Raw genomic sequence first — 26,717 nt, forward strand, 5'->3', positions numbered from 1 at the left:
TCCGGATCAATCACGGTCAATGCGAGTCACCCCAGCCACCGTCTTCTGACCGACCTCCACGTCCACCTCGACACCCTCGGGGAGGTAGATGTCGACACGCGAACCGAAGCGGATCAGTCCGATGCGCTCGCCCTGCTCGACCTTCGTGCCCTGCGGGACGTAGGGGACGATGCGGCGGGCGACGGCGCCGGCGATCTGGATCATCTCGATGTCACCGAGCTCGGTGTCGAAGTGCCAGACGACCCGCTCGTTGTTCTCGCTCTCCTTGTTGAACGCGGGAACGAAACCGCCGGGGATGTGCTCGACCGACGTCACCGTGCCGGAGAGCGGCGCGCGGTTGACGTGGACGTTCAGCGGGCTCATGAAGATGGCGACGCGGGTGCGACCGTCCTTCCACGGCATGATGCTCTGCACCACACCGTCGGCGGGCGAGATGACCCGGCCCCGGGTGATCTCGCGCTCGGGGTCGCGGAAGAACCACAGCATGCCCGCCGCGAGCGCGGTGGCGGGTACGGCCACGGCCTTGGCGGCGCCGGACTTGCGCGCACGTACCAGGCTGAGGGCTGCGGTGGCGACGGTCGGCAGGAGCCACGGCGATGCTCCGCGCGCGAGGCGTACGCCTGCCAGGCTGTCGCGTGGTGCAGAGGTTTGGCTGTGGGGCATGGATGACCTTCGTAGCGGATGATGCCGCACTGTAACGGGGGACGGCGGCTTTCCCGGGATCGTACCGGTCGTGAGCCACAACTGGCTAAGCCAGTAAGTCGAGTCGGCGGCTGAAGAGCGTTGACGGGGTGTGATCTTCTTCTCGAAGAAAACACCCCGAAACGGACAATCAGCCCTGGAATCGATACTCTTCGAGCAACCTGCGCCCGATGATCATTTTCTGGATTTCGGCGGTACCTTCGCCGATCAACAGCATCGGCGCCTCGCGGTAGAGGCGTTCGATCTCGTACTCCTTGGAGAATCCGTACCCGCCGTGGATCCGGAAGGCGTCCTCCACGACCTCCTTGCAGTACTCGGAGGCGAGGTACTTCGCCATCCCTGCCTCAAGGTCGTTTCGTTCGCCGGAGTCCTTTTTGCGTGCCGCATTTACCATCATCGCATGGGCGGCCTCGACCTTGGTGGCCATCTCCGCCAGCTTGAACTGGATCGCCTGGTGCTGGGCGATCGGCTTGCCGAACGTGTGCCGCTGCTGCGCGTAGGAGACCCCCAGCTCGAAGGCACGCTGAGCGACGCCGCAGCCACGCGCCGCCACATTCACGCGGCCCACCTCGACTCCGTCCATCATTTGGTAAAAACCTCGGCCGGTCTCGCCGCCGAGCACCCGGTCGGCCGGAATGCGCAGACCGTCCATGATCAACTCGGTGGTGTCGACGCCCTTGTAGCCCATCTTGTCGATCTTCCCGGGGATGGTGAGACCGGGCCGGACCTCACCGAAACCGGGCTCCTTCTCCACCAGGAAGGTCGTCATCGACTTGTGCGGCGCGGTGCCCTCCGGGTGCCCCTCGTCACTGCGCACGAGTACGGCCACGAGGGACGAGGTGCCGCCGTTCGTCAGCCACATCTTCTGGCCGGTCAGGACGTACTCGTCACCGTCCTTCACCGCCTTCGACGTGATCGCCGAGACGTCCGAACCGAGCGCCGGCTCCGACATCGAGAACGCGCCCCGGATGTCGCCCGCCGCCATGCGCGGCAGGAAGTGGTCCTTCTGCTCCTGCGTGCCGTGCTGCTTGAGCATGTACGCCACGATGAAGTGCGTGTTGACGATCCCGGACACCGACATCCACCCGCGCGCGATCTCCTCCACGCACAGGGCGTACGTCAGCAACGACTCGCCCAGGCCGCCGTACTCCTCCGGGATCATCAGGCCGAAGAGGCCCAACTCCTTGAGCCCGTCCACGATTTGCTGCGGATACTCGTCGCGGTGCTCCAGCTCGGTGGCGACCGGGAGGATCTCCTTGTCCACGAAGTCGCGGACGGTGGACAGGATTTCCCGCTGGATGTCGGTGAGACCGGCGGTCTGGGCGAGTCGCGCCATGGCTACTTCTCCGTCTGCTTCGGCTGGGGGCGGCCGGGCTGCTCGCCGCCGCGCTCCTTGATGTACGTCTCGGTCGGCACCATCACCTTGCGGCGGAACACACAGACCAGCGTGCCGTCCTGCTTGTAGCCCTTGGTCTCGACGTAGACGATCCCGCGGTCGTTCTTCGACTTCGAGGGCGTCTTGTCGAGGACCGTCGTCTCCCCGTAGAGCGTGTCCCCGTGGAAGGTCGGCGCCACGTGCTTCAGCGACTCGATCTCCAGGTTGGCGATCGCCTTGCCCGACACGTCCGGCACCGACATGCCCAGCAGGAGCGAGTAGATGTAGTTGCCGACCACCACGTTCTTGCCGAAGTCCGTCGTGTTCTCGGCGTAGTTGGCGTCCAGGTGGAGCGGGTGGTGGTTCATCGTCAGGAGACAGAAGAGGTGGTCGTCGTACTCGGTGACCGTCTTCCCGGGCCAGTGCTTGTAGACCGCGCCGACCTCGAACTCCTCGTAGGTGCGTCCGAACTGCATGGTCACGCCTCCGGAATCTCGAACTCGGTGGTGCGCTTCATGCCCGCCGCGCGCCCCTTGCCGGAGATGACCAGCGCCATCTTGCGGCTCGCCTCGTCGATCATCTCGTCGCCGAGCATCGCCGAGCCCTTCCTGCCGCCGGCCTCGGACGTGTAGTAGTCGTACGCGTCCAGGATCAACTCGGCGTGGTCGAAGTCCTCTTGGGACGGCGAGAAGATCTCGTTGGACGCCTCGACCTGGCCCGGGTGCAGCACCCACTTGCCGTCGAAACCGAGCGCGGCGGCCCGCTGGGCGACCGCGCGGTAGCCGTCGATGTTGCGGATCTGGAGGTAGGGGCCGTCGATCGCCTGGAGGTTGTTGGCGCGGGCGGCCATCAGGATCTTCATCAGGATGTAGTGGTAGGCGTCCGCCGGGTAGCCGGGCGGCTGCTCGCCCACGACGAGGGACTTCATGTTGATCGACGCCATGAAGTCGGCCGGTCCGAAGATGATCGTCTCGACACGTTGACTGGCTTGAGCGATCGCGTTGACGTTGTTGAGTCCCTGCGCGTTCTCGATCTGCGCCTCAATACCGATCTTGCCGACCTCGAAGCCCATCGTCTTCTCGATCTGCGTGAGCAACAGATCGAGCGCCACGACCTGTTGGGCGTCCTGCACCTTCGGCAGCATGATGCAGTCGAGGTTCTGGCCCGCGCCCTCGACGACCGTGACGACATCGCGGTACGTCCACTCGGTCGTCCAGTCGTTGACGCGCACGACCCGCGTCTTGCCCGTCCAGTCGCCCTCGTTGAGGAACTTGACGATGGTGTGCCGCGCGTCGGGCTTGGCCAGCGGCGCGCACGCGTCCTCCAGGTCCAGGAAGACCTGGTCGGCCGGGAGACCCTGCGCCTTCTCCAGGAAGCGCGGATTGCTGCCCGGGACCGCGAGACAGGAGCGCCGCGGGCGAAGCCGGTTGACGGGGGCGGGCGTGGTCATGCGGGGACCTCCAAGGGGTCGAGCAGGGGGTCGAGCTTGTTCGCCTTCCGGATCTCGTCGACGATGCGGCCGATGATTCCGGTGATGTCGAAGTCCTTCGGGGTGAAGACCGCGGCCACGCCCGCAGCCCTCAGCTGTTCGGCGTCACCATTGGGGATGATCCCACCGGCGATGACAGGTATGTCTGTGGCACCGGCCACACGGAGCCGTTCGAGCACGTCCGGCACCAGCTGGGCGTGCGAGCCCGACAGGATGGACAGGCCGACCGCGTGCACGTCCTCGGCGACGGCCGCGTCCACGATCTGCTCCGGGGTCAGCCGGATGCCCTGGTAGACCACCTCGAAGCCGGCGTCACGCGCGCGTACGGCGATCTGCTCGGCGCCGTTGGAGTGCCCGTCCAGGCCCGGCTTGCCGACCAGGAAGCGCAGTTTGCCGACGCCCATCTCGCGCGCCGTCACATCCACCTTGCGGCGCACCCCGGCCATCGCCGAGCCCTCCTCCGCGGGGACCGCGACCGGCGCCGACGAGACGCCCGTGGGCGCCCGGAACTCGCCGAAGACCTCCCGCAGCGCCCCGGCCCACTCGCCGGTCGTGACACCGGCGCGTGCGCACTCCAGAGTGGCCTCCATGAGGTTGTCGGTGCCCTTGGCGGCCTCCTTCAGCCGCTCCAGCGCCTTGCACGGGCGCGGGTGGTTGAACGGCGGCTGGTAGCGCGTGTCCCGCCAGTGCTGCAACGACGCGATGACCCGGGCCTCGACGGCCGGGTCGACCGTCTGGATCGCTTGATCAAGGTCGGCGGTGAGTGGATTGGGCTCGGTCGTGTTGAAGATGTTGACTCCGACGATCTTCTCTTGACCGGACTCAATACGACCCCGCCGCTCCGCGTGCGAGGACACGAGCTGCGACTTCAGATAGCCCGACTCGACGGCGGCCATCGCGCCGCCCATCTCCTCGATGCGGTCGATCTCCGCGAGGGACTCCTCGACCAGGGAGGCCACCTTCGCCTCGATGACATGGGAGCCGTCGAAGATGTCCGCGTACTCCAGGAGGTCGCTCTCGTGGGCGAGCACCTGCTGGATGCGCAGCGACCACTGCTGGTCCCAGGGCCGGGGGAGCCCCAAGGCCTCGTTCCACGCCGGGAGTTGCACGGCACGCGCGCGTGCGTCCTTCGACAGCGTCACGGCCAGCATCTCCAGCACGATCCGCTGGACGTTGTTCTCCGGCTGCGCCTCGGTCAGCCCGAGCGAGTTGACCTGGACGCCGTAGCGGAACCGGCGCTGCTTCGGGTCCTCGATGCCGTAGCGCTCGCGCGTGATCTTGTCCCAGATGCGGCCGAAGGCGCGCATCTTGCACATCTCCTCGATGAAGCGGACGCCCGCGTTCACGAAGAAGGAGATACGGGCGACGACATCGCCCCTGCGGTCCTCGGGGATCTGCCCGGACGCGAACACCGCGTCCAGGACGGCGATCGCGGTGGACATCGCGTACGCGATCTCCTGGACCGGGGTGGCCCCGGCCTCCTGGAGGTGGTAGCTACAGATGTTGATCGGGTTCCACTTGGGGATGTGGTTGACCGTGTAGCAGATCATGTCGGTCGTCAGCCGGAGCGAGGGCACCGGCGGGAACACGTGCGTGCCCCGGGAGAGGTACTCCTTGACGATGTCGTTCTGGGTCGTCCCCTGGAGCTGGGTGATGTCGACGCCCTGCTCCTCGGCGACGACCTGATAGAGCGCCAGCAGCCACATGGCGGTGGCGTTGATCGTCATCGAGGTGTTCATCTGGTCCAGGGGGATGTCCTGGAACAGCCGGCGCATGTCACCGAGGTGCGCGATCGGCACGCCGACCCGGCCGACCTCGCCGCGGGCGAGGATGTGGTCGGAGTCGTAGCCGGTCTGCGTCGGCAGGTCGAACGCGACCGACAGACCGGTCTGGCCCTTGGCGAGGTTGCGCCGGTACAGCTCGTTGGACGCCTCTGCCGTGGAGTGACCGGCATACGTGCGCATGAGCCACGGCCGGTCTTTCTGGCGCTCAGTCATCGATGACCTCAGTGTCCTCAGATGTTCCGGAAGCGGTTGATCGCGTCGATGTGCTGGGCGCGCTTCTCCTCGTCGCGCACGCCGAGGCCTTCCTCGGGGGCGAGGCATAGGACGCCGACCTTGCCCTGGTGGAGGTTGCGGTGGACGTCGTAGGCGGCCTGCCCGGTCTCCTCCAGGGAGTACACCTTGGAGAGCGTCGGGTGGATCTTGCCCTTGGCGACCAGCCGGTTGGCCTCCCAGGCCTCGCGGTAGTTGGCGAAGTGCGAGCCGATGATCCGCTTCAGGGACATCCACAGGTAGCGGTTGTCGTACTCGTGGTTGAACCCGGAGGTCGAGGCGCAGGTGACGATCGTGCCGCCCTTGCGGGTGACGTAAACGCTTGCGCCGAAGGTCTCGCGGCCCGGGTGCTCGAAGACGATGTCCACGTCCTCGCCGCCGGTGAGTTCACGGATCCGCTTCCCGAACCGCTTCCACTCGCGCGGGTCCTGGTTGTGCTCGTCCTTCCAGAACCGGTAGTCCTCGGCGTTGCGGTCGATGATCGCCTCGGCGCCCATCGCCCGGCAGATGTCGGCCTTTTGCGGGCTGCTCACCACACAGATGGGGTTGGCGCCGCCCGCGAGCGCGAACTGCGTGGCGTACGAGCCGAGTCCGCCGCTGGCGCCCCAGATCAGGACGTTGTCGCCCTGCTTCATGCCGGCGCCGTTGCGGGACACCAACTGCCGGTAGGCGGTGGAGTTCACGAGCCCCGGCGCGGCGGCCTCCTCCCACGACAGGTGGTCCGGCTTGGGCATCAGCTGGTTGGACTTGACGAGCGCGATCTCGGCGAGCCCGCCGAAGTTGGTCTCGAAGCCCCAGATGCGCTGCTCGGGGTCGAGCATCGTGTCGTTGTGCCCGTCGCTCGACTCCAGCTCGACGGAGAGGCAGTGCGCGACGACCTCGTCGCCGGGCTTCCAGGCGTTGACGCCGGGGCCGGTGCGCAGGACGATGCCCGCGAGGTCGGAGCCGATGACGTGGTACGGCAGGTCGTGTCGCTTGGTCAGCTCGCTGAGCTTGCCGTAGCGCTCCAGGAAGCCGAAGGTCGACAGCGGCTCGAAGATCGAGGTCCACACGGAGTTGTAGTTGACGCTCGACGCCATGACGGCCACCAGGGCTTCGCCCGGGCCGAGTTCGGGCACCGGGACGTCGTCCAGGTGGATCGACTTGCGGGGGTCCTTGTCGCGGGTGGCGAGGCCCGCGAACATGTCCGTCTCGTCCTTGTGCACGGTGATCGCGCGGTACGACTCGGGGATCGGCAGGGCGGCGAAATCGGCCGGAGTCGAGTCCGGCGACTGGATCGCGGCGAGGATGTCCTTCACGGTCACGGTGTTGCCTCCGGCGAAGTGCGCCCTGAGGGAGGGGCGCCGATGGTTACGTCGGTGCTGCTGCTGAGGGTGGGTGGAGAGGTGCCGTCGGTTCGGCGGGTGGTGCTTCGGCAGCGCTTTGTGGCGCGGGAGGGTGCCTGTGACGCAGGCGTCCGGGCGCGCACCCCAGTGGTGGGTTGCGGGGACAGCCGACGTACGAGAGGTCTCTCTACGCCGGCCGCCCGGACACCTTCAACGTATGACACTGCGTGTCACCCCGCAAGGCACCGAGTGCCATGAATCGCTCTCAGGTGAAATCTTTACGTAACAAATGAGCGATGATCGATCGAACGGGGTCTGAAAGGTGCGTGAAAAGGTGCTCTGACATGCCAAAACGGCCACCCCGGAGGGTGGCCGTCATCACATCGTACGGAAGGGCTCAGCGGTCCCTGAGTGCCTCTTCGATGGTCCGCATGACCTCGTCCAGCGGGGCGTCGGTGCGGGCGACCGTCACCAGGACCTCGCCCTGCTGGTGCACCATCGCGGTGGCCGGCTTGGGGGTCGTGGTGCGGCCGGCGCCGATGCCGCTGCCGAACGTCTTCCGTACGATCCCGAAGGCGTGGTCGAGCTGTGCCTCCACGTCGCCCTGGCCGCCGGCCCGCAGCCAGCGCCGCAGCACGTGGTTGTGGGCGGTCACCACGGCCGAGGCGGCGACCTCGGCGAGCAGCGGGTCGTCGTTGGCGTCGTCGTCGTGCGCGTGCTCGTCGAAGTGGCCCAGCAGATAGCGCGTGAACAGCCGCTCGTAGCGGGCCACCGACGCGATCTCCGCCTCGCGCAGGGTGGGCACCTCGCGCGTCAGCTTGTAGCGGGCGACCGAGATCTCCGGCTGCGCCGCGTACATGCGCATGACTTCCTTGATGCCCCGGCACACCGTGTCGAGCGGGTGCTCGTGCGCGGGGGCGGCGTTGAGGACCGCCTCGGCACGGATCAAGGTGTCGTCGTGGTCCGGGAAGATCGCCTCTTCCTTGGAGCGGAAATGGCGGAAGAACGTCCGGCGCGCGACCCCGGCCGCCGCCGCGATCTCGTCGACGGTGGTCGCCTCGTACCCCTTCGTCGCGAACAGCTCCATCGCCGCCGCCGCCAGTTCACGCCGCATCTTGAGGCGCTGGGCGGCGGCACGACTGCCCGCGGCACTCTCCGGTGCGTCGGGCGCGGCTGCGGTACGTGAGGGCTTGGCGGGCTGGGGCATGACCCGAACGTACTGCATGTGCGCAGCTTGCCGCGCACGTCGGGGGTTTCCCCCGCCCGCCAGGGGCAGGGGCCCTCCGGGGGGACCGAGCAGCCCGCCCCAGTCCCCGTCGCCGTCCTCGTCGCGCCCGAACCAGTCGCCGGGAGGCTCAGCGGCGGGCATATTCGCGGAAGCCGCGGCCCGTCTTGCGGCCGAGGCAGCCCGCGGCCACCAGGTGCTCCAGGAGCGGCGCCGGAGCGAGGCCCGGGTCGCGGAACTCGCGGTGCAGGACCTTCTCGATGGCCAGGGAGACGTCGAGCCCGACGACGTCCAGCAGCTCGAAGGGGCCCATCGGGTAGCCGCCGCCCAGCTTCATCGCGGCGTCAATGTCGTCAAGAGACGCGTAGTGCTCCTGCACCATCTTGATCGCGTTGTTGAGGTACGGGAAAAGCAGTGCGTTGACGATGAATCCCGCTCGGTCACCACAATCAACCGCATGCTTCTTGATCTTGACGCAGACCTCGTGAACTGTTGAGTGGACGTCAACATCCGTCAACACTGTACGGACGACCTCGACCAGCTTCATCGCCGGTGCGGGGTTGAAGAAGTGCATGCCGATCACGTCCTGCGGACGCGAGGTGGCACGGGCGCACGCGACGACCGGCAGCGACGAGGTCGTGGTGGCCAGGACCGCGCCCGGCTTGCAGACCTTGTCCAGCGTCGCGAACAGCTGCTGCTTGATCTCCAGGTCCTCGGCGACCGCCTCGACGGCCAGATCGACGTCGGCGAACGCGTCGTAGGAGCCCGCCGGAGTGATCCGCTCCAGGGTCTCCGCGGCGGCCTCGGCGGTCATCCGCCCCCGGTCGACGGAGCGCGAGAGCGACTTGCCGATACGGGACTTGGCGAACTGCGCCTTCTCCTCGCTGCGGGCGGCGAGGACCACGTCGTACCCGGCCTTGGCGAAGACCTCGGCGATACCGGACGCCATGGTCCCGGAACCGGCGACCCCGACCGAGCGGACCGTACGGCCCGGGGTGAGCCGCGCGCCCTCCGGCGGGGTCAGCGCGTCCCGCACGACGGTCGCGCTGCCTTCAGCCTCGTAGGAGTAGAAGCCGCGGCCCGTCTTGCGGCCGGTCAGGCCCGCCTCGCTGAGCTGCTTGAGGATCGGCGCGGGGGCGTGCAGGCGGTCGTGGGACTCGGAGTACATGGCCTCCAGGACCGTGCGCGCGGTGTCGATGCCGATGAGGTCGAGCAGCGCGAGCGGGCCCATGGGCAGTCCGCAGCCGAGCCGCATCGCCGCGTCGATGTCCTCGCGGGAGGCGTACTTCGCCTCGTACATCGCGGCGGCCTGGTTGAGGTAGCCGAACAGCAGCCCGTCCGCGACGAAGCCGGGCCGGTCGCCGACCGCGACGGGCTCCTTGCCCAGCTCGATCGCCAGCTCGGTGACGGCGGCGACGGCGGTGGGCGCGGTCAGCACCGAGGAGACCACCTCGACCAGCTTCATCGCGGGCGCCGGGTTGAAGAAGTGCAGCCCGAGCACCCGCTCCGGCCGCGCCGAGTCGGCGGCGAGCCGGGTGACGGACAGGGCGTTCGTGCCGGTCGCGAGAATCGTCCCGGGACGCACGATCCCGTCCAGCTCGCGGAAGATCTGGTGCTTGATCTCGTACGACTCCGGGGCCACCTCGATGACCAGGTCGGCGTCGGCCGCCGCGCTCAGGTCGGTGGAGGTGCGGACCCGGGCCAGGGCGTCGGTGCGCTCCTGCTCGGTGAGCCGGCCGCGCCGCACGGCGTGGGCGGTCGCGGTCTCCAGGGCGGCGACGGCGTGCGCGGTCGCGGCCTCGCTGACGTCGATGCCGACGACCTCGCGGCCGGCCCGGGCGAGGACCTCGGTGATACCGGTGCCCATGGTGCCGAGACCGACGACGGCAATGGTCTTGAACGGGGACAGGGGAGCGTCGGACAGGGGAGCTGCCATCGCGGGACTCCTGGAATGAGGGTGACGACTGGGAGCGCGCGCCGTACGCCGAGGGGCGCACGGGGTGCGAGAAGGAGTGCGGGTGGTGCCGGGCAACGAGCGCACACGCCCGGCGAGTTGAGAGTTCCGACCGGCCCTGTCCCAAGCCGTGTCGTACTGCGGCACACGAGGTGCCGAACCGACTGCACTCGCGATGGCTGCGTCACCAGGCCACCGCAAGGAGATACACGAGTGGGTAACTCGCTCACCTGAGCTTAACCGGTGGGTAACGAGCGCGCCAGCCCCCGGAGTTTGTGATGTAGGTCCCGTCTGTCCCGCGACCCCCATAGGCTCGGTTTCATGGACGAAGAGTTGCGATCACTCACGGAGCGCTTACGGGAGGAGTCGGGTGGGACGGGGTCCTACGAGCGCCTCGCGGCGACCGGTGACCTCGACGAGCTGGCGGAGGTGCTCACGGCCGTCGGACAACCGCTCTGGGCCCGGGAGTTGGCCGCGTTCCGGCTCGGCCTCGCGGGCGACCGGCGGGCCTTCGAGTCCCTCGTCCTGTTCCTCAACCACCGCGACCCACCGCGCTGCGCCTCCGCCGCGTACGCCCTCGCCCGCCTCGACGACCCCCGCACCGCCCGCGCGGCAGCCGCCCTCGCCACCAACGAACTCCGCGTCGCCTACGCCCTCCACCCCGTCCGACTCCTGGCCGACCTGCGCGCCCCCGAGTCCGTCCCCGCCCTCATCACCACCCTGGAGCGACGCCTGCGCCCGCACGACCCGTACCGCCGCGTGGCCCTCGCCTGTGTACAGGGCCTCGGCGAACTGGGCGACCCCCGCGCCAGACCGGTCCTGAACGACGCCCTCGCCCACCCGGCACTGGCGGAGGCGGCGGTGCACGCGCTGGGGCGGATTCCCCGGCAGCGCTGAGCCGCTCAGTCGGTCGCTTCCCTCACGTAGCGCACCTCGGGAACCGGGACTCCGTCCACCTCGTACGGCTCCTCCGCCCCGTCCGCCCGGAAGCCCGCCCGCTCGTAGAAGCGGCGGGCGCGGGCGTTGCCCCGGACGACCCAGAGGTACACGCGGTCGTGACCGAGGGCCGCGCACCGCCGCAGCGCCTCCTGCATCAGGGCCCGGCCGACACCGGTGCTCAGGTGGTGCGGGTCGAGGTAGATCGCGTACAACTCGGCTTCCCCCGTGCGGACTTCACCGTCCCGGTACGGCCCGACCGCGGCCCAGCCGACGATCTCCTCGCCCCGCTGGGCGACCAGGTTCACCACGCTGCCGTCGCCCCGCGCGAAACGGGCCCGGCGGCGCTCGGCGTCGTCCTTCGCGCTGAGGGCGTCGAGGAAGGACTGCGGCATGAGGCCCCGGTACGCGAACTGCCAGCCGAGCACACGGATTTCGGAGACGCGGTCGCAGTCGGCGAGGACCATGGGGCGGATCTGGAGGGGGTCGGCATCGTCCATGGCGGGCACCCTAAGGACTCGGCCGCCGGGTCGGCCCCTGATTATTCACCGATCACCGCGAAGGCCTCGATCTCCATCAGGAACTCCGGCCGCACCAGCGCGGCGACCTGCACGGCCGATGCGGCCGGGAGTCGGTCGTCGGGTATGTGGGCGGCGCGGGCCGCGCGGATCGCCGGCATGTACGCCATGTCCGTGACGAAGAAGGTCAGTTTGACCACGTCGTCGAAGCCGGCGCCCGCCGAGGCCAGGCAGCGGCGGAGGTTCTCGAAGATCTGGCGGGCCTGGGCCGCCGCGTCGCCCTCGCCCACGAGCTTGCCGTCCTCGTCCAGGGCGAGCTGGCCGGAGATCGCGACGAAGCGGCCGGTGCCGATGACGACGTGCGTGTAGGCCGTCGCGGGGGCGACGCCGTCGGGGGCGGGAATCCTCGTCAGTTCACTCATGCGTCCATGGTGGACCATGGGTCTGACAACGAGGATTCCCGCCCCCGAGGGGCCGTCAGGGAGTGCTCAGCCGCGGAAGCCCAGCAACCCGTGCAGCGTCGAACCGTGTGCCGTGCTCGTCGCCGACTTCGCCGTGGTCAGCGGTTTCGGGTCGGGCGTCTTCTGGCACACCGCGTCGACCTCGCCGCCGCCGCGCGGCACCGTGCCGTCGGTCAGATAGGTCGCCAGGTACTTGTCCAGGCAGGCGTTCCCGCTCAGCGTGATGCCGTGGTTCCCGCCGCCCTCCTCGACCACGAAGCTGGAGTCGGCCAGCAGCTGGTGGACCGTCGCGCCGCCCTGGTACGGGGTCGCCGCGTCGTTCGTCGCCTGGAAGAGCAGCACCGGCGGCAGCTTGCCGTTGGCGATGTTGATCGGCTGCTCGGACTTCGTCGGCCAGAACGCGCACGGCGCGTTGTACCAGGCGTTGTTCCAGACCATGAACGGCGCCTTGTCGTAGGCCGCCCAGTTGTCCTTGCGCCACTGGTTCCAGTCGCGCGGCCAGGACGCGTCACGGCACTGCACGGAGGTGTAGACGCTGTACCCGTTGTCCCCGGAGGCGTCGATCGCGGCGAAGTTGTCGTAGGCCTCGACCAGGGGATCGGCGTTCTTGTCGTTGACGTACGCGGCGAACGCCTCGGCGAGGTAGGGCCAGTAGCCGTTGTAGTACCCGCCCGGGATGAAGGTGTCCTCCAGCTCGGAGGCGCCCACCTTGCCACCCGCCGGCTTCTTGGCCAGCGCCTTCCGCATCGCGTACCACTTGGCCTCGATCTTGGCCGGGTCGGTGCCGAGCTTGTACGTCGAGTCGTACTTCGCGATCCACGCCATCAGCGCCTGCTGACGGTCGTTGAAGGCGTAGTCCTGCCCGAGGTTGTCGTCGTACCAGACACCCGTGGGGTCGACGATGGAGTCCAGCACCAGGCGGCGCACGCGCTCCGGGAAGAGCTTGGCGTACACGGCGCCCAGGTAGGTGCCGTACGAGTAGCCGAAGTAGTTGATCTTCTTGGCGCCGAGCGCTGCCCGGATCGAGTCCATGTCCTGCACGGCGCTGATCGTGTTGATGTACGGCAGCACGCTCGCGTACTTCTTGCCGCAGGCCGCCGCGTAGGCCTTCACGCGCGTGAGGTTGGCCTTTTCCAGCGCCGGGGTGCTCGGCACCGAGTCGGGGCGCACCGGGTTGAAGTACCCGGGCTCGCAGTCGAGGGCCGGTGTGCTCTTGCCGACGCCGCGCGGGTCGAAGCCGATGACGTCGTACTGGGACGCCACCGCCTTGGGCAGCGAGGAGGCCACGAAGCCCGCGAGGGTCAGTCCGCTGCCGCCGGGGCCGCCGGGGTTGACCAGCAGGGGCCCCTGGTACGTCTTCGCGGTGTGCGGCACCCGGGACAGGGCGAGCGTGATCCGCGTGCCGTGCGGGTTCGCGTGGTCGAGCGGCACCTTGACGCTCGCGCACTGGAGCGTCGGATAGTCGGTGGTGGCACAGCTCTTCCAGCTGAGCTTCGCCGCCTGGACGGTGGTCGTGGGATGCGTGGTGCTCGCGTCGGCGGGGAGAGCGGTGACCGTCCCGGCCACGACGACGGCGGCACCGCACAGTACGGCTGCGCGTTTTCTCATGAGTCCTCCCAGGACGGAGAGGCGGTGGACCACGGTTCTCGCGGTCGGTCCTCGCCGCATAGTCCCGAAAAGCCGGGGTGGAGGAACCTGTTCAGCCGATACTTGACCCAATTGGGCCGCCGGATGCGCTCGAACGCCCTCAGATGAACGAGAGCTGCGTCGGCTCGCCCACCGGCTCGTCGACCGGGTCCGCCGGTTCGGGAATCCGGCGCGGCATCCCCGCGCGCGCGGGACCGATGCCGTACTCCTGCGCCAGGTCGTGGACCTGACGGGTGATCCGGCGCTGGTACCACTTCGGGGCGTACGAGCCCTCCGCGTACAGCCGCTCGTAGCGGCGCACCAGATGCGGGTGGTGCTGCCCGAGCCAGGCCATGAACCACTCACGGGCACCGGGCCGCAGATGCAGCACCAGGGGAGTCACCGAAGTCGCCCCGGAGGCCGCTATCGCCCTTACGGTGGCGCGCAGTTGGGCCGGGTCGTCGCTCAGGAAGGGGATCACCGGGGCCATCAGGACGCCGACGTCGATGCCGTGCTCGGTCAGGGTCCGTACGGCGTCCAGGCGCCGCTCCGGGGAGGGTGTGCCGGGTTCGACCGTGCGCCACAGCGCCGGATCCGTGAAGCCGACCGAGACCGAGATGCCGACGTCGGTGACCTCGGAGGCCTGCACCAGGAGGTCTAGGTCGCGCAGGATCAGGGTGCCCTTCGTCAGGATCGAGAAGGGGTTCGCGTGGTCGCGCAGGGCGCCCAGGATGCCCGGCATCAGCCGGTAGCGGCCCTCCGCGCGCTGGTAGCAGTCGACGTTCGTGCCCATCGCTATGTGCTCGCCGAGCCAGCGCCGGGAACCGAGCTGGCGGCGCAGCAGGTCGGGCGCGTTCACCTTGACCACGATCTGCGAGTCGAAGCCGAGGCCGGTGTCGAGGTCCAGATAGCTGTGCGACTTGCGGGCGAAGCAGTACACGCACGCGTGGGAGCAGCCCCGGTACGGGTTGACCGTCCACTCAAAGGGCATGCGGGAGGCCCCCGGCACCCGGTTGATGATCGAGCGGGCCCGCACCTCGTGGAAGGTGATTCCGCGGAACTCGGGCGTGTCGAAGGTACGGGTGGTCACCGCGTCCGCGCCGAACAGCGCTACGTCGGCCGTCCGGCTGTGGCCGTCGGACTCCAGGGTGAGGTTCTCCCAGCGCATGACGCCTCCTAGGTAGGCCTGCCCCCCGAGTGAAACACTTGTTCGAATTACTGTGCAAGTGTCATTCCCTACCTCTTCCGACGCCCTGGGGCACCCCGATTTGGGTGACCGAGTGCGGGGGTGGTTGGCTTGCCCCGACCCCGAGAACGCAAGTCCTGGAGGAACGAAATGGCGCAGGTCGAGGCCACCACCGAGCGGGTCGTCGCAGCCGACGCGGAGAAGGTGTTCGACGCCCTCGCCGACTACACCGGCACGCGCGCGAAGCTGCTGCCCGAGCAGTTCAGCGAGTACGAGGTGCGCGAGGGCGGCGACGGCGAGGGCACCCTCGTCCACTGGAAGCTCCAGGCCACCAGCAAGCGCGTCCGCGACTGCCTGCTGGAGGTCGGCGAGCCGACCGACGGCGAACTGGTCGAGAAGGACCGCAACTCCACCATGGTCACCACCTGGCGGGTCACCCCGGCCGGTGAGGGCAAGTCCCGCGTCGTCGTGACCAGCACCTGGAACGGCGCCACCGGCATCGGCGGCTTCTTCGAGCGCACCTTCGCCCCCAAGGGCCTCGGCCGCATCTATGACCTGGTCCTCGACAAGCTCGCCACCGAGGTCGAGAAGTAGACCCCAAGGGCCAAGCCCCCAGGGCGCGTTGACGCCCTGAGGGCTTCCCTCACCGGTTCGAGTGGATCTCCGTTCGAGCCGGGCGTACGCCGTAACTCGTCACGCTTGCTCGCAGTTGTCGCCTAAAGCGGGAATTGTGCGGCAGGCGCGACGAGGGGAGCGGTACGTGGGCGGGACGACTCTGGTGCAGGACGAACAGGCCCCGGCACCCCCGGAAGCGCCCGTCCCCGCACCCGTCGACAAGGCCGAACTCAGCCCGCGCCGCGTGCGGTTGGTCTTCCTCGGCCTGATGCTCGCGCTGCTCCTCGCCGCCCTCGACCAGATGATCGTCGCCACCGCGCTCCCGAAGATCGTCGGCGAACTGCACGGCCTGGAGAAGATGTCCTGGGCGATCACCGCCTACCTCCTCACCTCCACGGTCGGACTGCCGGTCTACGGCAAACTCGGCGACCTCCTCGGCCGCAAGAGCGTGTTCCAGTTCGCGATCGCGGTCTTCGTGATCGGCTCCGCACTCGCGGGCCGCGCCCAGTCCATGGACCAACTCATCGCGTTCCGCGCGGTGCAGGGCATCGGCGCCGGCGGACTCATGATCGGCGTCCAGGCGATCATCGCGGACATCGTGCCGCCCCGGCAGCGCGGCCGCTTCATGGGCCTGATCGGCGCCACCTTCGGACTCGCCTCCGTGGCGGGCCCGTTGCTCGGCGGCTACTTCACGGACCACCTCTCCTGGAGGTGGTGCTTCTACGTCAACGTGCCCTTCGGCGTGGTGACGTTCGCCGTCGTGACCGTCGTACTGAGACTGCCGAAGCCCACCGTCAAGGCCCGCCTCGACATCCTCGGCGCACTGCTGCTCGCCGCCGCCTCAACCTGCCTGGTGCTGCTGACCAGTTGGGGCGGCACCGAGTATGCCTGGGGCTCGCGCGTCATCCTCGGCCTCGGCGCGGGAGCCGTGGCCGCAGTCGTCCTCTTCGTCGTCGCCGAGCGCTTCGCGCCCGAACCCCTCATCCCGTTACGGCTGTTCAGGGACGCGGTCTTCAACGTCACCGCCCTGGTGGGCCTGGTGATCGGCGTCGCGCTGTTCGGCGCCGCCAGCTATCTGCCGACCTTCCTCCAGATGGTCGACGGGGCGAGCGCCACCGAGTCCGGACTGCTGATGCTGCCCATGATGGGCGGCATCGTCGGCGCGTCCATCGTCTCCGGCCAACTCATCAGCCACACCGGCCGCTACAAGATCTACCCCGTCCTCGGCAGCGCGCTGGCCACCCTCGGCATGTGGCTGCTGTCCCGGCTCGAAGTCGACACGTCCCGGCTCCAGTACAGCGTCTGGATGGCCGTCCTCGGTGCCGGTATCGGACTGGTGATGCCCGTCCTGGTCCTCGCCGTGCAGAACTCCGTACGGCCCGCCGACCTCGGCACCGCCACCAGCGCCAACAACTACTTCCGGCAGATCGGCGGCAGCGTCGGCGCCGCGATCTTCGGCACGCTCTTCGCCGACCGGCTCACCGACGCGCTGCGCGACCGCCTCCCCACACGCGCGGGGGCGGGCCTCCCCGACCCCGAGTCCATCACCCCGCAGCTCGTCCACGCGCTGCCCCCGGCGCTGCGCGACAGCTACATCCGGGCCTACGCCGACGCGATGCCCCGGATCTTCCTCTACCTGGTGCCGGTGCTCGCCCTCGGCCTGTTCATCGCCTTCTTCCTCAAGGAGACCCCCCTGTTGAACCATGCAGCGTCCCACAACGCCCCCGCCGAGACCGCGGAGACCGCGCCCTTCAACTCCCCGATCCCGCAGGCCCGTTCGGCCTACGCGGCCGGAATCCCCGTCTGTGGAACGGTCCAACACCCCGACGGGACCGTCGTGCCCCGGGCCGCGCTCACCCTCATCGACGTGTCCGGACAGCAGATCGGGCGTGGCGCCAGTGGCGCGGACGGGCGGTACGCGCTGTCGACGCCCGGCTCCGGGTCGTACGTCCTGATCGCGGCGGCGGGCGGGCACCAGCCGCAGGCGGTGTCGGTGACCGTGGGGGAGCGGCCCGTCGAACTCGACGTCGTCCTCGGCGGCGCCGGACGCCTCGCCGGGAGTGTGCTGACCGCGGACGGCACCCCGGTGCGGGAGGCCGCCGTGACGCTCACCAATGTGCACGGCGAGGTGGTGGCCAGTACCCGCAGCGGACGCGAAGGCACCTATGTGATCAGCGAGTTGGTGGCCGGTGAGTACACCCTCGCGGCCAGCGCGCCCGCGTTCCGCCCCGCCGCGCTCCCCGTCAGCGTGCAGTCCTCCCGCGAGACCCGGCAGGACGTCGAACTCGCCGGCGGCGCCGTGCTGCGCGGCACGGTCAGGGCGAGCGGCGGGCGGCCCGTCGAGGACGCGCGCGTGACGCTCCTCGACGCGGCGGGCAACGTCGTCGACACCCTCACCACGGGCCCCGACGGCACCTTCCGGTTCGTCGACCTGTCCTCCGGCGAGTACACGGTGATCGCCGCCGGGTATCCGCCCGTGGCCACCGTGCTCCAGGTGGCGGGCGGGGGACGCACCGAGCGCGATCTGCAACTCGGCCACGAGGACTGATCCCCTGCCCCACGGGGCGCGCAGGCGCACGCCGGTGCGGATTGGATGGAACCAATTCCAGGAATGCCGCACATCGCCACCGGACGCCCCCGTAGCGTGGTGGATGGCGGCACAGATCTTGCGGAGCCGTGGGGAGAGAGGGCCTGGGCCATGGACCGTGGCACCGAGCGGGAGGCGCCTCCCGGCCGCGGAGCCGGGGACGACGTGGTGAGCGAACACACCGCGGCGGGCCGTATCCCGCTGGCTGTGATCCTGATCGACCGCGACGGACTCGTCTCGCACTGGAGCCGGGGCGCCCGGCGGCTGTTCGGCACCACCAAGGAAGAGGCGATCGGCCAGACGGCCGTCGACCTGCTCCCCGTCTCCGGCGCCCTGCCAGACGAGCAAGAGGCCACTCCCTACGGCGCGTTCGACGCCTACGACGGGCTCGGCCCCGACCTGGAGTCCTCCCTCGACGGACAGCTGTCCTACCCGGCCGCAGGACGCGCCCGCCTCACCGTGCCCGAGCGAAGCGAGACGGGGGTCCTCCTGGCCGAAGGCTGGGGGAGCGACCGCGTGGACGTCCTGTGGTGGGCGTACCCGCTGGTCGGCCCCGGCCGCGAGCGGCTGCTCGTGCTCGCCGCCGACGCGGGCGGCCTGCGCCAGGACCTGCCCGAGGCGGACGGCGCCTTCGAGCGCATAGCACCCGGCTTCGCTCACCACACCGACTTCTCCGGCGCCGACGAACTCGCCCGCAGGCTCCCCGAGATCCTGCCCAGCATGAGCGTCGACGAGAGCGCCCGCATCGTCGCCCAGGTCCTCGAACTGGGCTATCCCGTCCTGGAGTTCAGCCAGAACGAGCGGGTGCCGGTGACCCCGGACTGGGGCGTCGCCCGCCGCGCCGAGCGCAAGGCGCGCCGCGAACGGGCAGCGGCGGCGGTCGCCGAGGGCCTGCCCGTGCCCGAGGAGGTCGTGGACGAGCGCGAGGACCTCGAATACGCCGCCGTACGCGAGCGGTTGGAGTTCCTCAACGAGGTCAGCGGACGCATCGGCACCTCGCTCGACCTCGCCACCACCATCGTCGAAGTCAGCCGGGCCGTCGTCCCCCGCTTCACCGACGTCGCGGGCACCTATCTGCGCGAACAGGTCGTCGCCGGCGAGGGGTTCCCGGACGGTGTGCCGGACACCACCACCATGTGGCACCGGGTCGCGCTGGAGCACACCGACGAACCCGGCCGCTGGGACGACGTCGTACCGGTCGGCGAGGCCATGCCGTTCCCGGCGCACACCCCGTTCTTCCAGTGCATGACCACCGGCGAACCCGTGCTCGTGCCGCGCATCAGCGAACAGATGGGGCACATGATCGCCTCGCAGTTCGAGAAGCGCGACATCCGGCCACTCATCACCGGCCGCTCCATGCTGGTCGTCCCGCTCAAGGCACGCAATGTCGTCCTCGGCTTCATGATCCTGCTGCGCCACCCGGAGCGCGTCGAGTTCAACGACATGGACCGCGTCACCGGCGCCGAACTCGCCGCCCGCGCGGGCCTCGTGCTCGACAACGCACGCATGTACACCTACCAGGAGAGTGTCGCCGAGACCCTCCAGGACAGCATGCTGCCGCACATCCCGGCACGCATGGCGGGCTGCGACATCGCCACCCGCTATCTGCCCGGCACACTGCTCGGACGCGTCGGCGGCGACTGGTTCGACTCGGTGAAACTGCCCGGCGCCCGCACCGCGCTCGTCGTCGGCGACGTCATGGGCCACGGCCTCAACTCGGCAGCGATGATGGGCCAGTTGCGCACCGCCGTGCAGACCATGGCAGCCATGGACCTCCCGCCCGCCCAACTCCTGCGCAACCTCGACGACTTGGCACAGCGCCTCGGCGACACCTACCTCGCGACCTGTCTCTACGTCGTCTACGACCCGATCGCGAGCGAACTCCACATCGGCAACGCGGGCCACATCCCGCCGGTGATCGTGCGGGCCCGGGACGGCCGCAGCGAGCTGCTGGACCTGCCCACGGGCGCGCCCATCGGCGTCGGCGGGGTGCCCTTCGAGGCGGTCCGCGTGCGCGTGGAGCCCGGCGACCGGCTCGTGATGTGCACCGACGGTCTGGTCGAGGTGCGCGGCGAGGACATCGGCGTAGGACTCGCGACGCTGAGCGAGTCGGCCGCGCATCCGGCCGCGTCCATGGACGACGCCTGCGACACGATCATCCGCTCCCTCAACACGCGCGGCGGCCGCAAGGACGACGTGGCCCTCCTGATGGCCCGACTCAACGGCATCGAGCCGGACGACGTCGCCGAGTGGCGGCTCGCCCTCGACCCGGCCGAGGTCGGCCGGGCCCGCGCGGTGGTCCGCGAACAGCTCCACGAGTGGGGCCTCGCCAAACTCGCCGACACCGCCGCCCTGTTGGCCGACGAACTGGTCACCAACGCCGTACGGCACTCCCACGGCCGCCGGATCGAACTGCGCCTGGTGCGCGGCGACACCCTGCTGTGCGAGGTGGACGACGATGACCCCACCCTGCCGACCCTGCTCAGCGCGGGCCCCGACGACGAGTTCGGGCGCGGACTGCATGTGATCGGCACACTCGCCCGCGAGTGGGGCGCCAGCCGTACCACCGCGGGCAAGACCGTCTGGTTCGAACTCACCCTGCCCCGCCGCTGAAACCCTGCCGCGCCACTGAAGCGCAGGTGACCGAGGGGGCGCGCGGGGCGCACATCGGCGTACACGTGTCGAATGAGCGGTGAAGGAATGCGCCGTGTGCTTGTGAGCGGGACCCGGGCGCGATAAACCGTACTGGCCCGTCACTTACGGCGGAACGGCCTTGCATCCTGGGGAGTTGGGCATGAGCGTGACCAGTCGGTACCGGGACGCCTGGGAGGGTTTCTGGCGCGAGGCGCCCGAGGAACAGGGGGCCGTCTTCTGGGACGCGTCGCCGACGCAGACGGTGGGACTCCATCTCGCCCTGTTCGAACCGAAGTTGCGGGACCCGGGCCTCCAGATGATCGACCTCGGCTGCGGCAACGGCACGCAGACCCGGTTCCTCGCCGACCGCTTCAACCATGTAGTGGGCGCCGACCTCTCCGCCGCGGCCGTCGACCACGCCCGGCACGCGGACCCGGCGGGGCAGGCGACCTACCGCCTGCTGGACGCGTCCGACAAGACCGAGGTCGAGACGCTGCACGCCGAACTCGGCGACGCCAACGTCTATATGCGGGGTGTGCTGCACCAGGTCGACGCCGACGACCGGCAGCCGCTGGTGGACGGGATCGCCACGCTCGTCGGGGGGCGCGGCCATGTCTTCCTCGTCGAACTCGCCGAGGCCGCCCGCCCGATCATCGGCGGTCTGGCCCAGGACCCGGAGGGGCCGCCCGCGAAGCTCGCCCCGATCCTCCGGCACGGCATCGCCCCCGGCGAGGTGGCCGACGACGAGGTGCCCGAACTCCTCCGCGCGGCCGGTCTCACCATCCTCGCGAGCGGTGAACTCCCGCTGATCACCACCGAGTTCAGGCCCGACGGCGCCCGCATCGAGCTGCCGTCGAAGTGGCACATCGCGGGCCGCGCGACCAGTTGAGGCGACAGGGGGAGGCGGGGCGGCTCACCGCCTCCCCCTGCCCGTCCTATCTATCCGAACTGGTGCTTGAGGAACGACCCGGACCACGCCATCAGGTCCGCGGGCACGTAGTACCCCTTCTCGTCGTTGATCGCGTCCCAGTTCTTCGCGATGTCCTCGACGGAGGCGTCGCCCCCCTCGTGCGCGTACCCCTCCGTCGAGGCCAGGAAGACCCGCGCGAAGCGGCCCGCGCCGGCCGTGTAGATCTCCCCGCTCACCGGGACGCTCTCGTGCGCGAGGTAGGCCACCATCGGCGCCGCCGCCGACGACGGCATGTACGGCATACCCGCCACGGTCGCGGCGGGCTCCTCGTCGGGGCCGCCGCCCATCCGGGTCATCGCGGCGGGCGCGATCAGGTTGACCTTGATGTTGTGCGGCTCGCCCGCCAGCTTCGCGCTGCGTGCCATGCCGACCGTGCCCGCCTTCGCGGCGGCGTAGGACAGGTTGTTGTCCATGCCGAACATGCCGCTGGAGGTGGTGAGGACGACCCGGCCGTAGCCCTGCTCGACGAAGTGCGGCCAGGCGGCGCGCATCGTGTTGAAGGAACCGAGGAGGTGGACGGCCAAGTGCCGTTCCAGGTTGTCGAGTTCGATCTCCGGCAGGCCCGCGTAGCGGATGATCCCGGCGTTGTTGACGAGGACGTCGATCCGGCCGAAGGTCTCGATCGCGGTGCCGATGATGGCCTCGCCGCCCGCGGTCGTGGACACGTCGTGGGTGTCGGCCACCGCCTCGCCGCCCGCGGAGATGATCCCGTCGACGACCTTCTGCGCGGGTCCGGCGTCCGAGCCCTCGCCCTCCATCGACCCGCCCAGGTCGTTGACGACGACCTTCGCCCCGCGCTCCGCCAGCAGACGGGCGTAGGCGCGGCCGAGGCCACGGCCCGCGCCGGTGACGACGGCGACGCGTCCCTCGAAGCTGAACTCGCTCATGCCTGACTCCTGTCGTACGCGTCACACACCGTTGTCGACGCTGTCATGGTGATCGTCCTACTGCGTGGAGCTGCCCGGACTACCAGGTGACGGGCAGCTCACGGATGCCGCCGGCGAGATCGTCGGCGGTCCGGAAACTGAGCTCGTCGAAGGGGACCGCGAGCTTCAGGGTCGGGACACGCCGATAGAGCGTGCCGTACACGACCTGGAGCTCGATCCGTGCGAGCTGCTGGCCGAGGCACTGGTGGATGCCCCAGGCGAACGCGTGGTGATGGCGTGCCTCCCGGCCGATGTCGAACTTCTCCGGCTCGGGGAACGCCGCCGGGTCCCAGTTGCCCGCGGGCAGCGGTACGACGATGCCCTCGCCCGCCTTGATGGTCACGCCCTCGATCTCGATGTCCTCGCGGGCGATCCGCCGCTGCCCGAGCTGCGGGACCGTCACATAGCGCAGGATCTCCTCGACCGCGTTCGCGACGACCTTCGGGTCGTCCGTCTCCTGAAGCACGGCCAGCTGCTCCGGGTTCTCCAGGAGCAGGGCGGTGCCCAGCGTGATCATGCTGGAGCTGGTCTCGTGACCGGCGATCAGCAGGATCATGCAGAGGAGGGTGGCATCGGGAAGGGTGATCTCGCCCGCTTTGATCCGCCCGGCGAACTCCGAGATCACGTCGTCGGTCGGCTCCTCCGTCTTGGCCTGGAGCAGCTTGGCCAGATAGCCGGCCAGCGCCCCGTTGGCCGCCTGCTGCTCCTCGACGGTCTTGTCGCTCCGGGTCGCGTAGGAGGCGTGCTCCTGGAAGAAGTCGTGGTCCTCGTAGGGCACACCGAGCAGGGCGCAGATCATCAGCGAGGGCAGCGGCAACGACAGCGCGGTGACCAGATCCACCGGCTTGGGGCCCGCCAGCATCTTGTCGATGAGCTCGTCGGTGAAGCGCTGGATGTCCGGCCGGAGCTTCTCCATCCGGTTGCGCGTGAACGGAGCCGTCATCATGCGGCGGATCCGCGTGTGGTCGGCGCCGTCCGCGTTGAAGATGGTCAGCGGGTGGTGGTGATGGGTCGCCTTCATGACCTCGTTCGGAAACGGGAACCCGGGCTGTTTGTCGTCCGAGCTCACCCGGGGGTCCGAAAGGATCACACGCTGCGCGGCATGCCCTGTGACGAGCCAGGGGGTGCTGCCGTCGAAGATCCGGCCCCGTGACACGGGCGCCTTGTCGTTCAGGGCGACAAGCGCGGCCGGCGGAGCGAACGGGCACCGGCTGTCCTTGACGCCCGGGTAGTCGAAGATCTCCGGGTCGGGGGCGGCCAGATCTGTCTCGGCCATGGTCTTTCCTCCAACGAGTGAGGGTGTGGGGGGAACGGGGGACGCTCTGCTACTCCTCGATACGGATCGCCAGCGCCGGGCACACGGCCGCCGCGTTCCGTACGTCGTCGGCCAGTTCGGCCGGCGGGTTCTCGTTCAGCAGGACGACGATGCCGTCCTCGTCACGCTGGTCGAACACGTCCATCGCGGCGGCGACGCACTGTCCGGCGGCGACGCATTTGTCCTCGTCGACGACAACCTTCATGACAACTCTCCTGATCGTTCAGTGGGCCGGGGAGGAGACGGGGGCGGGGGAAGAGACCGAATCGACGATCTCCTGACGGCGCTGCCTGGCCTGCTTGGGCATGTTCCAGCCGAGGATCCCGGTGACCCGGCCGCCGCTGCGGTACCGCGCGACGAACCGACGGGCCGTCAGGTCACCGTCCACGACGTCCACTTCGGCATCGGCCGGCAGGAATCCGTGTACCTGGAGCTTGGCGTCGAACTGGTCGGTCCAGAAGTACGGCACCGGTTCGTACGGCCGGTCGTCGCCGAGGATCGCGCCGGCGACCGCCATGGCCTGCTCGGTGGCGTTCGTCCGGTTCTCCAGCCGGATCAACCGGCCAAGCTGCTCGTGGTGCCAGCGGGCCACGTCACCCACGGCGTAGATCCCGGGCGCGGCCCGGCAACGCGAGTCGCACACCACGCCGTTGTCGAGTTCCAGCCCGCTGTCGGCCAGCCACTCCGTCGCCGGACTCGCCCCGATCGCGACCACGACCACATCGGCGGGCAGTACCTCGCCGGTGCTCAACTCCACGCCGGAGACGCGGCCTTGGGCACTGGTGAACCCCGAGACACCGTTCCCGAGCCGGAGCCGCACGCCCCGCTCGGTGTGCAGCTCCGCCAGCAGTCCCGACACCAGCGGGCCCACCTGAAGGGCCAGCGGTCCGGCGAGCGGTCCTGCCAGGGTGACGTCCAGGTCCAACATCCGTGCCGTAGCGGCGATTTCGGAGCCGAGGACTCCTTCGCCGACGACGACCAGACGGGACCCGGCGAGCAGATCGGTGCGCAGGGCGAGCGCGTCGTCGAGGGTGCGCAGCACATGCACGCCGGTCAACTCGCCCTGTCCGGGCAGCACTCGGGGCCGTACCCCGGTGGCGATCACGATCGCGTCCGCGCTCAGCTCGCGCCCGGACTCGGTGCGTACGGTCCGGGTCGCCGTGTCGAGGGCGACGGCCGGATCGCCGTAGACGAACTCGGTGTCCAGGCCGCTCAGCGTCTCCTCGGTGCGCAGCGCGGCCCGCTCGGGGTCCCAGGCGCCGGAGAGGATCTGCTTGGACAGCGGCGGCCGGTCGTACGGGGCGTGCGGTTCGGCGCCGAGCACCGTGATCCGGCCGGTGTACCCCTTGCGGCGGAGGGCCTCCACCGTGGTCAGCCCGGACGCGGAGGCGCCCACCACCAGCACGTGGGCCACGGCCCCGGTGTCGTCCTCGATGCTCATGTGCGGCTCCGTTGCTGCGTCGTTGCGATGTACTTTGCGGGTGCTCACACGAGGTAGCGTCCGCCGTTGGTGCTGAGGGTCTGGCCGGTGACGTAGGAGGCCTCTTCGGAGGCGAGGTAGGCCACCGCGTAGGCGACGTCCTCCGGCAGTCCGGCGCGCTTCATCGGCATGGTGGCGGCTGCCTTCTCCACGTCGACGGGGCCCTGGCGGACCAGCGGGGTGTCGATGAAACCGGGCGGCACGTGGTTGACCGTGATGCCCTTCTCGATGTACTCGATCGCGAGGGCGCGGGTGAGGCCGATGACACCGCCCTTGGAGGACGCGTAGTGGGCCATCGCGGGCGCGCCGGTCTGCGCGGAGGACGAGGAGATGTTGATGATCCGGCCCCAGCCCGCCGCGACCATGTCGGGCACGATCTCCTGGGTGACCAGGAACGGGCCCTTGAGGTTGATCGCGATCATGCGGTCCCAGGACGCCTCGGAGATGCTGGTGAACGGCTCGTAGGCGGTGATGCCGGCGTTGTTGACGAGGATCGTGATGGGACCGAGGTCCTCGCGGGTACGGGCCGCGGCGGCTGCCACCGCGCCGGCCTCGGCCGCGTCGCCCGAGACGGCGATCGCCGTACCGCCCGCCTCCTGGATGGCCGCCGCGGTCTTCTCGGCGCCCTCGGTGTTGAGGTCCCACACCGCGACCGCGGCTCCCCTGGCCGCGAGCACCTTCGCGATCGCCTGGCCGATGCCCCGGCCGCCACCGGTGACGACGGCGACCTTTCCTTGCAGTGACATGTGCGCTCCCTTGCGCTCGTGCGCGGTGCCGGAGAAGGGGCACCGGTGGTTCGTCCGGCTATTCGCCCAGGGCCTCGCGGGCCGCCGTACGGGCGCCTACGGCCTTGGGGAAGCCGGTGTACCCGGCGGAGTGGTAGATGACCTCGGCCAGCTCGTCCCGGGTCACCCCGTTGGTCAGGGCCACCCGGACGTGGGTCTTCAGCTCGGTCTCGGCGCCGAGCGCGATCAGGATGCCGAGGGTGACGAGGCTGCGGTCGCGCGGGGCCAGACCCTCGCGGCCCCACAGCGCGCCCCACACGGTGGACAGGCCGATCTCGACGAGATCCTCGCCGAACTTGCCGTCCCGCATGTCGAGATCGCCCTCCGCGGGCACCACCCCGGGCAGCGCGGCACGAAGGGCTTTCAGCCCCGCGGCGCGCAGATCGGTGGTTTCCTTGACGTCTTCGACGCTCATGCGTGACTCCCGGTGCATGCGGATTGCATTCGTCCCAAACGAAAGTTAGATCAAACGGTCGGTACAATCAATGCCTGTCGCGGATATGGCTGGTCCAAGCTCTCTCCGTCATCGCCATTGATCGGGCCAAGTCCCTCAT

The 26,717-nt window shown here is 69.5% G+C and carries 23 protein-coding genes; 5 read left to right on the top strand and 18 right to left on the bottom strand.

Translation table 11 applies throughout. From position 1 onward, the window contains the following. Positions 1–6: 6 nt before the first annotated feature. From ACWIHT_RS12875 to ACWIHT_RS12910, 8 genes are all read right to left on the bottom strand, one after another. Positions 7–663 (bottom strand): phosphatidylserine decarboxylase, encoded by a 657-nt coding sequence (locus tag ACWIHT_RS12875; protein WP_200711547.1) that lies wholly within the window; start codon positions 661–663, stop codon positions 7–9. A 169-nt stretch (positions 664–832) separates the two neighbouring features. Further along, positions 833–2,038: an acyl-CoA dehydrogenase family protein gene (locus ACWIHT_RS12880; RefSeq protein ID WP_019071294.1), complete on the bottom strand. Its 1,206-nt coding sequence runs from the start codon at positions 2,036–2,038 to the stop codon at positions 833–835. 2 nt (positions 2,039–2,040) lie between these two features. Beyond that, positions 2,041–2,553 carry a MaoC family dehydratase gene (locus ACWIHT_RS12885; RefSeq protein ID WP_456167382.1) on the bottom strand — a complete coding sequence of 171 codons (513 nt, stop codon included), beginning with the start codon at positions 2,551–2,553 and terminating at the stop codon, positions 2,041–2,043. Between the two features lie 2 nt (positions 2,554–2,555). Continuing rightward, on the bottom strand, positions 2,556–3,527 hold the full coding sequence (locus ACWIHT_RS12890; RefSeq protein WP_456167384.1) for an HpcH/HpaI aldolase/citrate lyase family protein: 972 nt from the start codon (positions 3,525–3,527) through the stop codon (positions 2,556–2,558). Continuing rightward, positions 3,524–5,563 carry a protein meaA gene (locus ACWIHT_RS12895; RefSeq protein WP_456167386.1) on the bottom strand — a complete coding sequence of 680 codons (2,040 nt, stop codon included), beginning with the start codon at positions 5,561–5,563 and terminating at the stop codon, positions 3,524–3,526. Before ACWIHT_RS12895 ends, ACWIHT_RS12890 begins: the two co-directional genes overlap by 4 nt. A 17-nt stretch (positions 5,564–5,580) precedes the next feature. Further along, entirely contained in the window at positions 5,581–6,924 is a 1,344-nt protein-coding gene (gene ccrA, locus ACWIHT_RS12900; RefSeq protein WP_456167388.1) for a crotonyl-CoA carboxylase/reductase, read from the bottom strand. Positions 6,925–7,342: 418 nt separating this feature from the next. Continuing rightward, on the bottom strand, positions 7,343–8,152 hold the full coding sequence (locus ACWIHT_RS12905) for a TetR family transcriptional regulator (protein ID WP_200711542.1): 810 nt from the start codon (positions 8,150–8,152) through the stop codon (positions 7,343–7,345). A gap of 148 nt (positions 8,153–8,300) precedes the next feature. Further along, the gene (locus tag ACWIHT_RS12910) at positions 8,301–10,106 is read right to left on the bottom strand and encodes a 3-hydroxyacyl-CoA dehydrogenase family protein (RefSeq protein ID WP_456167391.1); all 1,806 of its coding nucleotides are present in this window, start codon (positions 10,104–10,106) and stop codon (positions 8,301–8,303) included. 339 nt (positions 10,107–10,445) lie between these two features. Between ACWIHT_RS12910 and ACWIHT_RS12915 the strand changes: the two genes are divergently transcribed. Beyond that, entirely contained in the window at positions 10,446–11,021 is a 576-nt protein-coding gene (locus ACWIHT_RS12915) for an adenylosuccinate lyase (RefSeq protein WP_456167393.1), read from the top strand. Between the two features lie 5 nt (positions 11,022–11,026). On the opposite strand, the gene ACWIHT_RS12920 is transcribed toward ACWIHT_RS12915, so the two are convergent. From ACWIHT_RS12920 to ACWIHT_RS12935, 4 genes are all read right to left on the bottom strand, one after another. After that, positions 11,027–11,560 (bottom strand): N-acetyltransferase family protein, encoded by a 534-nt coding sequence (locus ACWIHT_RS12920; RefSeq protein WP_456167395.1) that lies wholly within the window; start codon positions 11,558–11,560, stop codon positions 11,027–11,029. Between the two features lie 41 nt (positions 11,561–11,601). Next, entirely contained in the window at positions 11,602–12,000 is a 399-nt protein-coding gene (locus tag ACWIHT_RS12925) for a RidA family protein (protein ID WP_456167397.1), read from the bottom strand. A gap of 66 nt (positions 12,001–12,066) precedes the next feature. Further along, complete coding sequence (locus ACWIHT_RS12930) at positions 12,067–13,647, bottom strand: alpha/beta hydrolase (RefSeq protein ID WP_456167399.1); 1,581 nt, start codon at positions 13,645–13,647, stop codon at positions 12,067–12,069. A gap of 139 nt (positions 13,648–13,786) precedes the next feature. Beyond that, positions 13,787–14,833, bottom strand: a complete 1,047-nt coding sequence (locus tag ACWIHT_RS12935) for an Rv2578c family radical SAM protein (RefSeq protein WP_456167401.1) — start codon at positions 14,831–14,833, stop codon at positions 13,787–13,789. 168 nt (positions 14,834–15,001) lie between these two features. Here ACWIHT_RS12935 and ACWIHT_RS12940 point away from each other — a divergent pair, with 168 nt between their 5' ends. The 4 genes from ACWIHT_RS12940 (at position 15,002) to ACWIHT_RS12955 (ending at position 21,576) form a co-directional block, all read left to right on the top strand. After that, positions 15,002–15,445, top strand: coding sequence for an SRPBCC family protein (locus tag ACWIHT_RS12940; RefSeq protein WP_406452405.1), 444 nt, complete (start codon positions 15,002–15,004; stop codon positions 15,443–15,445). 166 nt (positions 15,446–15,611) lie between these two features. Then, positions 15,612–18,014, top strand: a complete 2,403-nt coding sequence (locus ACWIHT_RS12945) for an MFS transporter (RefSeq protein ID WP_456167404.1) — start codon at positions 15,612–15,614, stop codon at positions 18,012–18,014. Positions 18,015–18,164: 150 nt separating this feature from the next. Then, a complete protein-coding gene (locus ACWIHT_RS12950) occupies positions 18,165–20,666 on the top strand; it encodes a SpoIIE family protein phosphatase (RefSeq protein WP_456167406.1) in 2,502 nt (833 codons plus the stop codon). 181 nt (positions 20,667–20,847) lie between these two features. Beyond that, positions 20,848–21,576 (top strand): class I SAM-dependent methyltransferase, encoded by a 729-nt coding sequence (locus ACWIHT_RS12955; protein ID WP_456167408.1) that lies wholly within the window; start codon positions 20,848–20,850, stop codon positions 21,574–21,576. A gap of 50 nt (positions 21,577–21,626) precedes the next feature. Here the strand turns inward: ACWIHT_RS12955 and ACWIHT_RS12960 are convergent, their stop codons facing one another. The 6 genes from ACWIHT_RS12960 to ACWIHT_RS12985 form a co-directional block, all read right to left on the bottom strand. Further along, positions 21,627–22,544, bottom strand: a complete 918-nt coding sequence (locus ACWIHT_RS12960; RefSeq protein WP_456167410.1) for an SDR family NAD(P)-dependent oxidoreductase — start codon at positions 22,542–22,544, stop codon at positions 21,627–21,629. Between the two features lie 79 nt (positions 22,545–22,623). After that, positions 22,624–23,859, bottom strand: a complete 1,236-nt coding sequence (locus tag ACWIHT_RS12965; RefSeq protein ID WP_456167412.1) for a cytochrome P450 — start codon at positions 23,857–23,859, stop codon at positions 22,624–22,626. Positions 23,860–23,908: 49 nt separating this feature from the next. Further along, complete coding sequence (locus ACWIHT_RS12970; protein WP_033279370.1) at positions 23,909–24,103, bottom strand: ferredoxin; 195 nt, start codon at positions 24,101–24,103, stop codon at positions 23,909–23,911. An 18-nt stretch (positions 24,104–24,121) separates the two neighbouring features. Next, positions 24,122–25,339, bottom strand: coding sequence for an NAD(P)/FAD-dependent oxidoreductase (locus ACWIHT_RS12975; RefSeq protein ID WP_456167414.1), 1,218 nt, complete (start codon positions 25,337–25,339; stop codon positions 24,122–24,124). 44 nt (positions 25,340–25,383) lie between these two features. Continuing rightward, positions 25,384–26,124: an SDR family NAD(P)-dependent oxidoreductase gene (locus tag ACWIHT_RS12980; RefSeq protein WP_456167416.1), complete on the bottom strand. Its 741-nt coding sequence runs from the start codon at positions 26,122–26,124 to the stop codon at positions 25,384–25,386. A gap of 58 nt (positions 26,125–26,182) precedes the next feature. Continuing rightward, positions 26,183–26,578, bottom strand: coding sequence for a carboxymuconolactone decarboxylase family protein (locus ACWIHT_RS12985; RefSeq protein WP_456167418.1), 396 nt, complete (start codon positions 26,576–26,578; stop codon positions 26,183–26,185). Positions 26,579–26,717: the final 139 nt, after the last annotated feature.

The sequence above is a fragment of the Streptomyces sp. NPDC002276 genome, assembly GCF_053891435.1.